Here is a 14481-nt window from a genome sequence, read left to right as displayed (position 1 = left end):
TTTTTTCAACAATTTTAACAGGTCAATGTTTAGAATAGTGTATGGCTATTTGTGATTTTGTTTCAAAAAGCGTCTTTTAGGTGAAAAAGCTGGCCGTCATATCTCATCCGCTTTTATGCTCCTCTGCGATAAAATAAGCAGAAAAAAAGCAGATCATGTCCGTAAAAAACGCTATTTTAGAGACCATCAAACGGCGGCCGCTTATCATTGACGGCGCCATGGGTACGCAACTGCAACAGCGCCATGACCAGATCCCCGAAGCGGCGTGGGAAGGCAACGAGGGGTGCAACGAACTTCTCAACGTCACCGCCCCCGAGATCATGCGCGACATCTTCCACGCCTACCTGAACGCCGGTGCCGACATGATCACCACCAACACCTTCGGCGCTTTCTCCTGGGTCCTGGACGAGTACGGCATCGGGCACCGCGCCTATGAACTCTCCAAGGCCGGGGCGCAGCGCGTTAAAGAGGTGTGCGACACCTTTAGCACCCCCGAACACCCACGCTATGTGCTGGGTTCCATCGGTCCGGGCACGAAACTCCCCTCGCTGGGACACATCCACTACGACGAGATGCTTGCAGGCTACACCGAGTGCGCCCAGGGGCTTATTGACGGCGGCTGCGACGTGTTCCTGCTCGAGACCTGCCAGGATCCGCTGCAGATCAAGGCGGCCCTGCACGCCTGCGAGGCGGCCAACGCGTCGCGCGGCACCGACCTCCCCGTCATGGTCTCGGGGACCATCGAACTGGCCGGTACCATGCTTATCGGCACCGACGCCCAGACCCTCGCCGTCATTATGGAACCCTTTGACATCCTCTCTTTGGGCTTCAACTGCGGCACCGGCCCGGAACAGTACACCAAACACGTCAAAGCGCTAAGCGACGTCTGGGGCAAACCCATCTCCATCCATGCCAATGCCGGCCTTCCGCAGAACCGCGGCGGCTACACCTACTACCCGATGGGGCCCGACGAGTTCGCCGATCGCCAGGAGAGCTTCCTCGCTTATGACGGGGTTAGTTTCCTCGGCGGCTGCTGCGGGACGACGCCGCAGCATATCAAAGCGCTCTGTGAGCGGGTGCACGCCACTGCGCCCAAGGCGCCCTCCGGTTCCCAGCCGACCTCGCTCGCCTCGCTCTTCAACGCCGTTCCGCTGATGCAGGAGCCCGCGCCGCTGCTGGTGGGCGAACGCTCCAACGCCACCGGTTCCAAAGCGTTCCGGGAACTCCTCCTCGATGAGGACTATGAAGGTACGCTGAGCGTCGGACAGCAGCAGGTGCGCGCCGGGGCCCACGTCCTCGACGTCTCCGTCGGTTTCGCCGGCCGCGACGAAACAAAGGACATGAACAAGGTGATGGGCCTCTACGCCCAGAAGATCCCGTTGCCGCTGATGCCCGACTCCACCCAGACCCCGGCACTCGAAGAAGCGCTCAAACTGATCGGGGGCAAGCCGATCATCAACTCCGTCAACCTCGAAGACGGGATCGAGAAGTTCGATACCGTCTGTTCGCTGGCGAAAAAGTACGGGGCCGCCCTCGTCTGTCTGACGATCGACGAAGAGGGGATGGCCAAAACGGTCGCGCGCAAACTCGAGGTCGCCGAGCGTATCTACTCCCTTGCGACGGAGAAGCACGGTCTCAACCCAGAAGACCTCGTCTTCGACGTCCTGACCTTCACCGTGGGCAGCGGGGACGAGGAGTACCGCGATGCGGCCGTCCAGACGATCGAGGCGATCCGCGAACTCCGCACCCGCCACCCGGAGGTCGGGGCGATCCTGGGGCTTTCGAACATCTCCTTCGGCCTGGACAAAGATGCCCGCCCCTACCTCAACTCCGTTTTCCTGCACCACTGTATCGAAGCGGGGCTCACCTCCGTCATCATCAACGTCAAGCACATCATCCCGATGGCGAAGATCAGTGACGAGGACCTCGAAGCGTGCGAGAACCTCCTCTTCGACAAGAAGCCGGAGGGACAGGCGCTGTTCGATTTCATCGACCATTTCGGCAACAGAGAAGCCGTCGACAGTGCGGCGGAGGATGAAGCTTACAACGCACTCGGTACCGAAGAGAAGATTGCGAAGCTCCTGCTCGACGGTGACAAGGAGCGGATGATCCCCCTTGTCGAAGCGGCAAGGAGCGAGATCGCCCCGGAAAAGATCGTCAATGAGATTCTCATTGACGCCATGAAGGTCGTCGGCGAGCTTTTCGGTTCGGGACAGATGCAGCTCCCCTTCGTGCTGCAGAGCGCCGAGACGATGAAAACCGCCGTTGACCACCTCAACCCCTACCTGCCCAAAGTCGACAAGGCCGTCGATACGACCCTGGTGCTGGGGACCGTCAAAGGGGACGTACACGACGTCGGCAAGAACCTCGTCGACATCATCCTCACCAACAACGGCTACAAGGTGATCAACCTCGGAATCAAGGTCGAACTGGACAACTTCATCAAGACCCTGCAAGAGAGCAGTGCCAGCGCCATCGGCATGAGCGGCCTGCTCGTCAAATCGACCCAGGTGATGAAAGAGAACCTCGAGGCGCTGAAAGCGGCGGGGATCACCGTCCCCATCCTGCTGGGCGGTGCGGCGCTCACACGCAGTTTTATCGAAGATTTCTGCCGCCCCAGCTACGACGGCCCGATCTTCTACTGCAAGGATGCCTTTGACGGTGTCACGGCGATGAGCCGCATCGAAGCGGGCAACCTGGACACCAACCTCCACCCGAATGCCCCGGAAATCGTCGAGGATGCCGAGAAGAAAGAGGTCGTCATCCCGCCGTTTAAGGAGCTGAAAATGCCCTCGCGGGACGTCCGCGTACCGACACCGCCCTTCTGGGGGCGGCGTGAGCTGAAGCTGACCGAGGCGCAGAAGGCGATGGCGTTCGAGTGGATCAACCACAAGATCCTCTTCAAACAGCGCTGGGGATACAATTCAAAGGGCATGAAGAAAGATGCCTACGAGAAACAGCTCGACGAGCTTGTCTGGCCGGCATACGAAAAGCTCAAGGCGCTCTTCCTGGACGAAGGCCTCTTTGAGCCGACCATCCTCTATGGCTACTGGCCGGCCCGTTCCGACGACAACACCCTGCTCGTCTTCCCGGAAACGGAGGGGTGGCACCGCGATGCTGACGCCAGTCGCGAACCCCTGGAGCAGATCATCGGTGATGCCGAATGCGCCTTTACCTTTCCGCGCCAGCGCAAACAGCCGCACCGCGCACTCAGCGACTTCTTCCGCCACGACCGCCATGACGTCGTCGCGCTCACCTGCGTCAGTGCCGGCAGCCGTCTGAGTACCTATGAAAAAGAGCTCTATGATGCGGGGAAATACAATGAATACTACCAGGTACACGGCCTGGGAGTGGAACTGGCCGAGGCCCTTGCCGAGATCGCCCACAAGCAGATCCGGCTCGATCTCAACATTGCCGACGATGAAGGACCGACCCTCGCCGATGTCCGCATGAACCGCTACCAGGGAGCGCGCTACAGCTTCGGCTACCCCGCCTGCCCGGACCTGGAGCTCAACCGCCCGCTCTTCGACCTGCTGAAGCCGGAGGAGTTCAGAATTGAACTGAGCGAGACTTTCCAGATCCACCCGGAACAGTCGACGTCCGCCATCGTCGTTCATCACAAAGAAGCGACGTACTATAACGTGTAGGGTGGCTGTGCGGCTTCTGTAACTTTCGACGCCTGTTACTTCAGGGTCAGAGTGTACCCGTATTTGGACGGTTCGATGCTATAGTCGGCACGCTTCTCCAACTCGATAACGATACGGTAATAGCCCGGATGCATGCCCATTCGGATCTCTTTGAATGGCGCGACATTTACCTCGCGCTTGCGTGTCGGGAAGTCGGCATTCGCCTCAAAATCGAGAATAATGCGCATCGGCTTACGGATGACAAAGTGCTTTGCGAGCTTGTCACGGCTTTCAATACGCACGTTTCCTTCCGAAAAGAGAAAGCGGGCCTGCTGAAAATTCACGGTCTGTGTCGCCAGGGAATGCGTTTCTTTCACAGGCGCTTCTTTAACCACTGTCTCTTTGACCGGTGTTTCTTTTATTTTCGACGGGAGCGGTTCCGGCGATGAAGGTGACGGCAAAAAGGGGTTATCCCTTGCAGTCAGCAGGGTTGCAGCCGTTATTGTTAACAAGATCAGGAAAAATTTCACGCATTTACTCCGATGGTTCAAGCTCTTTGAGTTCGAAATACTCTTTTTGCAGTGTGGCATTTTCTTGCTTCAATCTTGCAATTTCACTGGTCAGATGCCCTTCATAGTTCTCCAGCTGGAGCAGGACTTCAAGCGAGGCGTTGCCGAAAAGAAGGTTGCTGAGGTAAAATGCGCCGATGACGACCCCCGCCAGCGCAAGCAGAAAATGTCTGGTCTTGAATCCGAGATACTGTTCTATGATGTCGGGTGCGGATGACGCAACATCGTTTTCTTCGGGGGATGTGTCAGCGGACTTCATAGGCAGGCAGTGCCGCAGGAGCGCGGCGCAGGATTAGCTGAAGAGTACGGCGCCGAGATATTCGCCGTAGACGATCTCGTTCTCGATCTCAAGCAGGCGGTTGTACTTGGCCGTACGCTCGCCGCGGGCCGTGGAACCGGTTTTGATCTCGCCGCAGTTGAGCGCGACCGCGAAATCGGCGATGAAAGCGTCTTCGCTCTCGCCGGAACGGTGGCTCATAACGCATTTGTAGCCGTTGCGCTGTGCCAGTCTTACGGTCAGCATCGTCTCGGAGACGGAACCGATCTGGTTCGGCTTGATCAGGATCGCGTTACCGACGTCCTTCTCGATCCCCTGGGCGAGGATGTTCGCATTGGTGACGAAGAGGTCGTCACCGACGAGCTGGACCTTGTCGCCGAGTTTTTCTGTCAGGACTTTCCAGCCCTCCCAGTCATCTTCGCTCAGGCCGTCCTCGATGGAGACGATCGGGTATTTGCTGCAGAGGTCCTCGTAGTAGGCGACCAGCTCTTCGGAGGTGACGGTGCGGTTCTCGGATTCGAGACGGTAACCGCCTTCGACAACCAGCTCGGAGCTTGCAACGTCCAGGGCAATCGCGATCTCTTCGCCCGCTTTGTAGCCCGCTTTCTCGATCGCCTGCATAATCACCTGGATCGGTTCCTCGTTCGAAGAGAGGTCAGGAGCGAACCCGCCCTCGTCGCCGAGCGCCGTATTGTGGTTGGCGTCTTTGAGGATCTTTTTGAGGTTGTGATACACCTCGGCCGACGCGCGCAGCGCCTCGGCAAAATCTTCGAAACCGACCGGCATGATCATATACTCCTGGAAGTCCACGGAGTTGTCGGCGTGGGAACCGCCGTTGATGATGTTGAGCATCGGGACCGGCATCACCATCGCGTTGGCACCGCCGAGGTAGCGGTACAGCGGCATGCCGAGGCTGTCCGCCGCGGCGCGTGCAATCGCCATGGAGACGCCCAGAACCGCGTTCGCACCGAGATTGGAGTAGTTCTCTGTCCCGTCAAGCGCTTTCATTTCGGCATCGATCATCGCCTGGTTGAAAGGGCTCAGTCCGATAATGGCATCGGCAATCTGGGTGTTGACGTTCTCAACCGCAGTCAGTACCCCTTTGCCCATGTAGCGGTCGCCGCCGTCGCGCAGTTCCAGCGCTTCGCGTTTCCCCGTACTGGCACCGCTGGGGACGATCGCGCTTGCTACCGTGCCGTCGCTCAGCTCTACTGTTGCTTTGACTGTCGGATTCCCGCGTGAATCCATCACCTCCATTGCCGTCACATTATCGATATAAATCATTCATCAACCTCATTCATTTCTGTTTCATCCATCTGCATGATATTGCTCATGCCCATGGCATTACGTATCTTGTTCTCGATTTCAACAGCGAGCGCCGGTTCATCTTTAAACTTTTGCTTGACGTTTTCACGCCCCTGACCCAGTTTGACATCTTCGTAGCTGAACCACGCTCCGCTCTTATCAATTATATCAAGTTTTACCCCATAATCCACCAATTCCCCCTCTTTGGAGATCCCCTCTCCGAACATGATGTCGAACTCCGCCTGGCGGAACGGCGGGGCCACTTTGTTCTTGATGACCTTTGCCTTGACCCGGTTCCCGATCTGGCTTTCGCCCTGCTTCAGGGTCGCGATTTTCCGCACGTCGATCCGCACGGAGGCATAGAATTTCAAGGCGTTCCCACCGGTCGTCGTTTCCGGCGAACCGTACCCCATCGTTCCGATCTTCATCCGGATCTGGTTGATGAAGATGATCGTCGTGTTCATCTTGTGCAGTACCCCGGTGATCTTCCGCAGGGCCTTGGACATCAGGCGCGCCTGGACGCCGACCTGCTGGTCGTTCATCTCCCCTTCGATTTCCACCTTCGGCGTGAGTGCGGCGACAGAGTCGACGACGATCAGATCAACCGCTCCCGAGCGGGCCAGCGTCTCGACGATGTCGAGGGCCTGCTCACCATAGTCGGGCTGGGAAACAAGCAGGTTCTCCACGTCGACGCCGAGGTTTTTGGCATACCCGATATCCAGGGCGTGTTCGGCATCGATGAAGGCGCACACACCCCCTTTTTTCTGGGCCTCTGACGTGATCTGCAGCGCCAGGGTCGTTTTCCCCGAACTCTCCGGTCCGTAGATCTCGATGACGCGCCCTTCCGGCACCCCGTTGATCCCGAGAGCCAGGTCCAGACCGATGGAACCGGTGCTGATGGAACTGATCGGCTCGATCTCCTTGTCTCCCAGACGCATCAGCGTCCCCTTGCCGAATGCCTTGTCAATCTGCTTCAGCGCCAGTTCGAGTGATTTTTGCTTGTTTGCGTCCATGTGCATAGAGCCTTTTGGTGGTTTTGGAACATTTTATTGCAAAATGAAATTTGTCAAAAATAATATGTCATAGAGTCATATTTTCATGACCGATTCGTTCCGGCATTTTAGCGCGCATTGGCTAAAATGGGCGTAATAAAACACGAGGGTCTTTGATGAAAAAAATGCTGATTGCCCACTCTCCCGATGCCGACGACATCTTTATGTACTATGCCGTCAAATTCGGATGGGTCACCCAGCCCGACGTTGCCTTTGACAATATCCCTCTCGATATCGAAACCCTCAATGTCGAAGCGCTGGCCGGGACCTACGATATCACCGCCATCAGCTTCGCCCTCTACCCGCATATCCGCGACGAATACGCCCTGCTGCGCACCGCCGTCAGCTTCGGCGAGGGATACGGTCCCAAACTGATCAAGCGCAAGGGCGAGAAACTCAAGCGCCGCTTCAAGGTCGCGCTCAGCGGCCGCTATACGACCAACGCGATGCTCTTCCGCATCGCCTACCCCGACGCACGCATCGTCTACATGAACTTCCTCGAGATCGAGGATGCCGTCAAGAACGGCACCGTCGACGCCGGCGTGCTGATCCACGAAAGCATCCTCACCTTCGACGACACGCTCGAGGTCGAACGCGAACTGTGGGACGTCTGGCAGGCACTGGCCGGTCCCGATCTTCCCCTGCCGCTGGGAGGCATGGCGATCAGGCGCTCCCTGCCGCTGACCGCGGCCATCGCCTATGAACAAACGCTCACCGACGCCGTCCGCGTCGCCCGCGAACGCAAGGCGGAGCTGTGCGAACTGCTGCTGGAAAACAACCTTGTACGCATCGATGGCCCGACCCTGGACCGCTACCTGGAGCTCTATGCCAACGACGACTCCGTCGAGTTGAGCCCCTTGCAGTACGAAGCAATCGACAAGCTCTACGCACTCGGTTTCGAGCACGGCTTTTACGACGCACCCATCCGCGCCGAGGAGTATACGATCCCCCGCGAGTACCAGGGCTACCGCCACAGCTGATATGCCCTACAAAACGATCGACCTGGCCCGCCTCAGCTCCATCGGTATCGGACCCGTCGCCGAGGTCTACATGATTGACGGCGACGACTACCCGGAGGGCGCCTACCTCATCGGCGCCGCGAACAACGTCATTTTCGGCAGCGACCTCCCCCCGTTGATGAAACTCTCCAAAACCTACGATTTTATCCGCATCGAAGCGGGTGTTTTGCACATCGGGGCGGCGACCCCCGGCGGCAGAGTCGTCTCGTTTTGCAAAAAACACGATATCGGGGGCTTCGAGTTCCTCGCGCACCTTCCGGGTACCCTCGGCGGGATGCTGAAGATGAACGCGGGGCTGAAGGAGTACGAGATCTTCAACCGTCTCATTACCCTGCGTACGAAAAGCGGTTGGCATGCAAAAGCGGAGATTCCCCACGGCTACCGCACGACCGGAATTGACGAAGTCGTTTTCGAAGCGACTTTCGAGATCGCAGCGGGGTTCGACCCGTCCAAAATCGAGCTGTTCAAGCAGATGCGGGCCAACCAGCCCTCCGACCCCAGCGCCGGCAGCGCCTTTAAAAACCCTCCGGGTGACTACGCCGGTCGGCTGATCGAATCCGTCGGTCTCAAAGGGTATCGCATCGGGGACATGGCTTTCAGCACGATGCATGCGAATTTTCTGGTCAATCTGGGGAAAGGAACGTTTGAGGAAGCCGCGGCGCTGCTGGAACTCGCGCAGCATCGCGTGCAGGATGCCACAGGCATCCTGCTGAAGCGGGAAGTGATTATTATCGACCGCCGCTGGCTTTAGAAGCGCAGCATCAGGCCGCCGTAGACGCCGGTGTATTCACCCTTGTTGATATAATTGCCGATCGCGTACTGCACTTTGTGGATGCGGTAACCGATCTCCAGGCCCGGCTGGATGACCGGAAGGGACGTCAGCGTGTAGTCCGCCTTGATACGGAAATCGTACCCCTTGTTATCCTGGTAGTTCGTCACCTTGACCAGGGTCTCCAGACCGAGAGCGTCGAGCGGCTCCACCCGCGCGCGGGCGTAGGCGAGCGCCAGCGTCTCCGAATCATCGAAGCCTTTGCTGCCCGAGGTCACGTATTTGACGTCGAGCCCGATATCGACCGTGACGAAGAACGTGTCATCAAGGATGTTGTAATAGAGGATCCCGTCAAGCTCACTGACGTTGAACGAACTGCTCCCGTTGGGGTTGTGGGTCAGGTTCAGGTACTCCAGGCGGACGTTGGGGATGACCGGGACCGGGTGCTTGACATAGGCCCAGACGTAAAGATCGTTCTCCGTATCAATGCCGAGATCATCTTTCAGATCAAGGGAAGGGTTGCCGTTTTTCGGTTCAAAAGTACCGCTAGGTGCAGCGTTGAAAGCACCGATACCGGCCTCGGCACGCAAAAAATCCGCTGACGCGTTCAGGGAGAAAAGTGCTGCGGCCAGTGCCGCTGCCGTTTTCATTTTCATAGACATCATCTACTCCATTATTACAAAGTTATCAAAACAGAGTATATCAGAAAAAAATTTCGCTCGGGAGTCCAGGGAAAGGTGCCCCTTTACAGGGCACTAGAAACGTAAAAATGCACCGAAGAAGAGGCCACTGAAATCGATGTCGCCTTTTAGCTCTTTATCGTCATCGATCTTGATCTGCTGCATCCGGTAGCCGACCTCGATGCCGGGCTGTACCACCGGGACAAAGGTTAGGGTCAAGTCTGCCTTGATACGGGCGTCATATACATACGACTTTTCATAGGTGATGTAGCTGCCCAATCCTTCAATACCGAGCCCTGTGCCGGGGATGTCGACGCGTGCCCGCATATAGACGAGCGGTACAATAAGGGTACCGCTTCTGCTGTAGCCGCCGTAGGCAAGAAGTCCATCGATCGGAGCTACGTCATATGTGTAACCGGCCACTTTAACATCCAGCCCCAGATCCAGGGTCGCCCAGAACGTACTGTTCAGCAGGCTGTAGTAGAGGATCGTATCATACGCCTGCACCTCAAAACGGCTTGTGGTGGTGGCCATCACTCCGAGCGGGGGGATAAGGTCAACCGTCGTATCGCCGTCACTGCTCATGCTGCTGTACTCCAGCCGCAGGTTCGGAAAAACAGGAATCGGATGCCTGATATAGAGCCATGCATACCCCATCCCTGTCTCTGTCTCCCGACACGTGCTATCCCCCGTTCCGTTTGACGTAGCGTAAGCCACGGTCCCCTTCGGCGTCTGCAACCAAGCACCGCCGCCCGCTCCGACCTCCAGCGCTTGGGAGAATCCCTGCAGGGAAAAGAGCAACAATGAAATAGCAATTTTTAGCAGATTATCCATAGGGTACGACCTTTCATCAGGTGGGGATACTATAACACAAAAGGGTGATGTCGGGGAGATTTGGGGGAAAGGAGAAGCCCTCCGCGAGGAGGGTGCGGCTTATTTTACTGCTGCGAGTGCAGCGTCGTAGTTCGGCTCTTCGGTGATTTCCGGAACGATCTCTTTGTAAGTGACCGTACCGTCAGCATCTACTGCAAAGATAGCACGGCAAGTAACGCCAGCCAGCGGGCCGTCAGCGATCAGAACACCGTAAGCGTTCGCGAAATCTTTGTTACGGAAATCCGAAGCGACTGTCAGGTTTTCGATACCTTCTGTAGAACAGAAGCGGCCGCCTGCGAACGGGAGGTCCATAGAAACGATTGTGAGATCAATGTCACCGAGCTCTGCTGCCTGCTTGTTGAAGTTACGGGTTTCCGTTGCACACACCGGTGTGTCGAGGGACGGGACAACAACGATCAGCTGTTTTTTGCCGGACGCGCCGCCGACAACCTTGTCTGCCAGACCGTTAGAGTTTACGACTGTAACTTCCGGTGCTTTATCACCAACGTTTACTTCGTTACCTGCGAGGTTAACTGTGTTACCTTTGAGCATTGTAGTTGCCATATTGAGGCTCCTGTTTTTTTTTGAGATGCAGGAGTTTTACATAATTCGGATAACTTTTGTCTTAATAGCCCCCAACCTGGGAACTCTTAAGTTGAGTTTAAAAATCAGATTTGGGTGCGCTATGGAGTTCGCCGATGGGGGTGAAGGATTTTTCCCCGTAGAGGTCGACGGCGATCCGCCCGATCATCGCCGCATTGTCCGAGCAGAACTGCAGCTGTGCCAGCAGCAGATCCGCGCCGTAGGGTGCCAGGAGCTCCTCGATACGCCCGCGCAGGTAGCGGTTGGCACTGGCGCCCCCGACGATGGCGAAACGTTCGGGCGGACGGGTTTTGAAATATTTTCGTAACTTTCGGAAAAGGTGCTCCGTGGCAATGTGCTCAAAGGAGGCGGCGATATCGGGGTAGTCCTCGCTGCTTCCCTCCTCGATGGCCAGGCGGACGGCGTTCTTGAGCCCCGAGTAGCTGAACGCCATCTCCCCCCGCTTCTGCAACGGGATGGGAAAGGGGTAACGCTCCCGGTCACCCTCCAGCGCCAGTTTCTCGATGACCGGCCCGCCGGGGTACCCCAGCCCCATCATCTTCGCGACCTTGTCGAAACTCTCCCCGAAGCTGTCGTCCATCGTCCGCATGACGGTCTCCATCCGATCCAGGCTCTCGACCTCGATCACCTGGGTATGCCCGCCGGAGACGAGCAGCACCGTCAGCGGGAACTGCGTCTCCTGCTCGATAAAAAGCGAATAGATATGCCCCTTGAGATGGTTGACGCCGATAAGCGGAATGTCCAGCGTCAGGCTGAGCGCCTTCGCCATCGTCACCCCTTCTACCAGGGTGACAGAGAGGCCCGGGGCATTCGTGACGGCAACGGCCTTGAGCTGCCCGAACCACCCTTTGCACTCCTCCAGGATCTTCGGCAGCGCCTCGGCATGCAGCCTTGAAGCCAGCTCCGGCACGACCCCGCCGTAAACGGCGTGCTCCAGCTCCTGGGAGATCTTTTTGTGGTAGACAAGCTTCTTCGTCGCTATCTCGGAGATCGCGATTGAGCTGTCGTCGCAGCTGCTTTCTATTGAGAGGATCAAAAAGTATCCTTTTTGCTCTTAATACGCTTCCAGAGCAAAGCCCCGCAAGCTACGCTAACGCTGAGTTCACTTCGGCAGTGTGCCCCCGCGCCTTGCGCTTTTACGCTGCGCGTTTTCTCAATGCATCCCATCACTTTATTTCCTGAAGCTGTTCCAAAATCCAAGGCCATTCGCCGTAACCGCTGTCGGCGTTGATATGCCCGGCATCTTCCAGGACCATCATCGGCACGTCCAGCGCCGCCCGAAGCGAGCGCGCCTCCTCCGGCGTCATATAGGGATCGGTTGTCGACGTCACCAGCTGCACGTTTTCGGCAAAAAGGTTTGCAGGCGGCGTGACGGGGAAAAAGCTCTTGATCGTCTCGATCTCGCAGTCAAGCCGCGGCGGTGCGACGAGGAAGAGATGCTCTACGGGCGCAATCGCTCCCTCCTCGCAAAGATGAAACCAGAGGGTGTTTGCCAGGGAGTGGCAAATGACGACGTCGGGTCTGAACGCCTCCAGCATCGCTTTCACCTGACGCATCCAGCGGTTTTTGGAGGGGAAATGGGGATGGTCAAGCAACGGGAAGCAGACGGTGCCGTAATCCCTGGCCAGCTCCCCGGCCAGCCAGCTCTGCCAGTGCGGGTAATCGCTGCCGCCCCAACCGTGCAGCAGAAGGACCTTCTTGCTCATGACATTGCCCCCACATAAGCACGCACCTCTTCGTCGATGGCAAAGACCTCCTCGACGCTCCCCGGAACCCGGTCAAAATGCTCAAAGGCATCGACGACCCGGCGGGAGATGTCGAGGAAACCGATCTTCCCGGCGATAAACTGCGCGATGGCTGCCTCGTTGGCGGCATTGACGACGGCCCCGCGCTGCGGTTCACGCAGCAGAGCTTCCTTGATCTGCCAGACCGGGTAACGCTCCTGCGTGATCTCGCGGAACTCCAGCCCGCCGACTTTCAGCAGGTCCACGGGTTCGAGTATCTGCTCTTCGACCTTGCCCATCAGGGCGTAGGCGATCGGCAGCTGCATGTTCGCCCCGGCAATGTGCGCCGTCGTCGAACCGTCGGCGAAGTCGACGAAGGCGTGAATGAGCGAACGGGTCTCGATGATGGCGTCGTAGTCAAGCTCCCCGAAGAGCCACCGCGCTTCGAGCAGTTCGAAGAGCTTGTTCATCATCGAGGCGCTGTCGATGGTGATCTTCTGCCCCATGGACCAGTTGGGGTGCTTCAGGGCGTCCTCGAGGGTCGCTGCGGCAAGTTTCTCCAGCGGCCAGTCGCGAAATGCCCCGCCGCTGGCGGTGATGGTCATTTTCTTGACCGGGCGGCTCTCATTGAGAAGGTACCAGAGCCCGAAGTGCTCGCTGTCGATGGGGTGGATGCGGGAGGTGTCGATAAAGGCACCCGCCGCCACGAGGGACTCCTTGTTCGCCAGGGCGACCTTCTTGCCGCGCTCCAGCGCCTTGAGGGTCGGGCGAAGCCCCAGGAAGCCCACCAGGGCGTTGACGACGAACTCGGAGTCCGCCTCCTCGATCACCCGCAGAATCGCCTCCTCCCCGCTCAGGACGTTGGGGTGGTTGACCCTGGGGATGTCCGCTTCGTTCGCGATAACGACCCAGTTGGGTCGGTGCTTTGCGATCTGCTGGTTGAGGCGGTCGATACTGTTGCCGGCAACGAGGGCCTCGACGTTGAGCGAAAAGCGCTCGGCAATCGCGAGGGCGTTGACACCGATGGAACCGGTCGATCCGAGAATAATCATTTAGATTGTCCTACGGACCTATGGATACGGCAAGGGAACAAAGTCCCCTTACCTACGCTAACGCTGAGTTCACCTCGGCAGCGGACGCCCTGAAGGAAGTACCCTTGGGGTGCCCACGCACAGATAAACCGTGCTTGATTCCTATCCATCGGACCTTTTCTATACATTACACCAAACCGCGCAGCAAAATCACCATCACGACGGCGCCGAAGAGGTAGCCGTCAATGCGGTCGAGCACCCCGCCGTGGCCCGGCAGAACGTGGCCGCTGTCTTTGACGCCGGCTCTACGCTTGAGGTAGCTCTCGTAAAGGTCGCCGAACACGGCACTGACCGCCGTCGCCAGCGACACGGTAATCGCCACTTCAACATTCACGACACGTAGCCCCACAAAGACTCCGGCGACGGTGGCGATGACGATCCCGCCGACGACCCCTTCGAGGGTCTTGTTCGGGCTCGTCTCGGAAAACTTCGTCTTCCCGATGCTTTTACCGACAACATAGGCCCCGATATCGGCCGCGGCGACGACGACGATCAGCCAGGCCATCGCCACGAGACCGTAATCCTGATAGAGGGTCAGGAAGAAGAGCATCCCCGCCGTCGGGTACGCGAAGGGGAGGAAGAGGCGCCAGTCGGTACTGGGTTTGTAAGCGGCGTAGGCGGCGAAGACGACGCCCATCAACACGAAAAGATCATCCGGATAGGGGTAGACGGCAGCCAGGAGCCAGAGCATTGCCGCAAAAGCGAAAGAGGCGTTGTGGTGCAGGCCGTAGAGGTTGGCCGCCTCGTAGAAGGCGAGCAGGTAGACGCCGCCGAGGACCAGCCACATCAGCATGAAGTTGTCAATCCACCCCAGCAGGATCACCGCCCCGATCAGCGCGGCTCCCGTTACTACCCTTTTTGTCGTCTCCGTTGCTGCCATTTTCGTCCCGTTT

General features: G+C 57.9%; 14 protein-coding genes. 3 read left to right on the top strand and 11 right to left on the bottom strand.

The annotated features are described in order from the left end of the window. Nucleotides 1-155 precede the first annotated feature (155 nt). Nucleotides 156-3647: a methionine synthase gene (gene metH / locus WCY31_RS00915; protein WP_345972824.1), complete on the top strand. Its 3492-nt coding sequence runs from the start codon at nt 156-158 to the stop codon at nt 3645-3647. Nucleotides 3648-3682: 35 nt separating this feature from the next. On the opposite strand, the gene WCY31_RS00910 is transcribed toward metH, so the two are convergent. From WCY31_RS00910 to recA, 4 genes are read right to left on the bottom strand one after another with little or no spacing between them, the layout of a single operon-like run. Further along, the gene (locus WCY31_RS00910) at nt 3683-4156 is read right to left on the bottom strand and encodes an AMIN domain-containing protein (protein ID WP_345972823.1); all 474 of its coding nucleotides are present in this window, start codon (nt 4154-4156) and stop codon (nt 3683-3685) included. A 4-nt stretch (nt 4157-4160) separates the two neighbouring features. After that, a complete protein-coding gene (locus WCY31_RS00905; RefSeq protein ID WP_345972822.1) occupies nt 4161-4454 on the bottom strand; it encodes a hypothetical protein in 294 nt (97 codons plus the stop codon). A 33-nt stretch (nt 4455-4487) separates the two neighbouring features. Beyond that, nucleotides 4488-5756: a phosphopyruvate hydratase gene (eno, locus tag WCY31_RS00900; protein WP_345972821.1), complete on the bottom strand. Its 1269-nt coding sequence runs from the start codon at nt 5754-5756 to the stop codon at nt 4488-4490. Next, complete coding sequence (gene recA / locus WCY31_RS00895; RefSeq protein ID WP_345970340.1) at nt 5753-6796, bottom strand: recombinase RecA; 1044 nt, start codon at nt 6794-6796, stop codon at nt 5753-5755. The genes eno and recA overlap by 4 nt, the downstream gene beginning before the upstream one ends. 149 nt (nt 6797-6945) lie before the next feature. Between recA and WCY31_RS00890 the strand changes: the two genes are divergently transcribed. Together WCY31_RS00890 and WCY31_RS00885 are read left to right on the top strand one after the other, a co-directional pair. Next, a complete protein-coding gene (locus WCY31_RS00890; protein ID WP_345970339.1) occupies nt 6946-7809 on the top strand; it encodes a menaquinone biosynthesis family protein in 864 nt (287 codons plus the stop codon). Nucleotide 7810: 1 nt separating this feature from the next. Next, nucleotides 7811-8599, top strand: a complete 789-nt coding sequence (locus tag WCY31_RS00885; protein WP_345970338.1) for a UDP-N-acetylmuramate dehydrogenase — start codon at nt 7811-7813, stop codon at nt 8597-8599. Here WCY31_RS00885 and WCY31_RS00880 read toward each other — a convergent pair. The 7 genes from WCY31_RS00880 to WCY31_RS00850 all read right to left on the bottom strand — a co-directional run bounded on the left by WCY31_RS00880 (nt 8596) and on the right by WCY31_RS00850 (nt 14468). Further along, nucleotides 8596-9282: a TIGR04219 family outer membrane beta-barrel protein gene (locus WCY31_RS00880; RefSeq protein WP_345970337.1), complete on the bottom strand. Its 687-nt coding sequence runs from the start codon at nt 9280-9282 to the stop codon at nt 8596-8598. The genes WCY31_RS00885 and WCY31_RS00880 overlap by 4 nt on opposite strands. A 90-nt stretch (nt 9283-9372) precedes the next feature. Beyond that, a complete protein-coding gene (locus tag WCY31_RS00875; RefSeq protein WP_345972820.1) occupies nt 9373-10101 on the bottom strand; it encodes a TIGR04219 family outer membrane beta-barrel protein in 729 nt (242 codons plus the stop codon). A gap of 129 nt (nt 10102-10230) precedes the next feature. Next, nucleotides 10231-10734 (bottom strand): thiol peroxidase, encoded by a 504-nt coding sequence (gene tpx, locus WCY31_RS00870; RefSeq protein ID WP_345972819.1) that lies wholly within the window; start codon nt 10732-10734, stop codon nt 10231-10233. Between the two features lie 97 nt (nt 10735-10831). Continuing rightward, nucleotides 10832-11809 (bottom strand): tRNA (adenosine(37)-N6)-threonylcarbamoyltransferase complex transferase subunit TsaD, encoded by a 978-nt coding sequence (gene tsaD, locus WCY31_RS00865; RefSeq protein WP_345972818.1) that lies wholly within the window; start codon nt 11807-11809, stop codon nt 10832-10834. A gap of 130 nt (nt 11810-11939) precedes the next feature. Then, nucleotides 11940-12479 (bottom strand): RBBP9/YdeN family alpha/beta hydrolase, encoded by a 540-nt coding sequence (locus tag WCY31_RS00860; RefSeq protein ID WP_345972817.1) that lies wholly within the window; start codon nt 12477-12479, stop codon nt 11940-11942. Continuing rightward, a complete protein-coding gene (gene dxr, locus WCY31_RS00855) occupies nt 12476-13549 on the bottom strand; it encodes a 1-deoxy-D-xylulose-5-phosphate reductoisomerase (RefSeq protein ID WP_345970333.1) in 1074 nt (357 codons plus the stop codon). Before dxr ends, WCY31_RS00860 begins: the two co-directional genes overlap by 4 nt. A gap of 166 nt (nt 13550-13715) precedes the next feature. Then, on the bottom strand, nt 13716-14468 hold the full coding sequence (locus WCY31_RS00850) for a phosphatidate cytidylyltransferase (RefSeq protein WP_345972816.1): 753 nt from the start codon (nt 14466-14468) through the stop codon (nt 13716-13718). Between the last annotated feature and the right edge of the window lie 13 nt (nt 14469-14481).

Source organism: Sulfurimonas sp. HSL3-1 (assembly GCF_039645995.1).
Taxonomy (GTDB): Bacteria; Campylobacterota; Campylobacteria; order Campylobacterales; family Sulfurimonadaceae; genus Thiomicrolovo; species Thiomicrolovo diazotrophicus.
The sequence above is the reverse complement of the archived record's forward strand: the minus strand, read 5'-3'. Positions and strand labels throughout refer to the sequence as shown.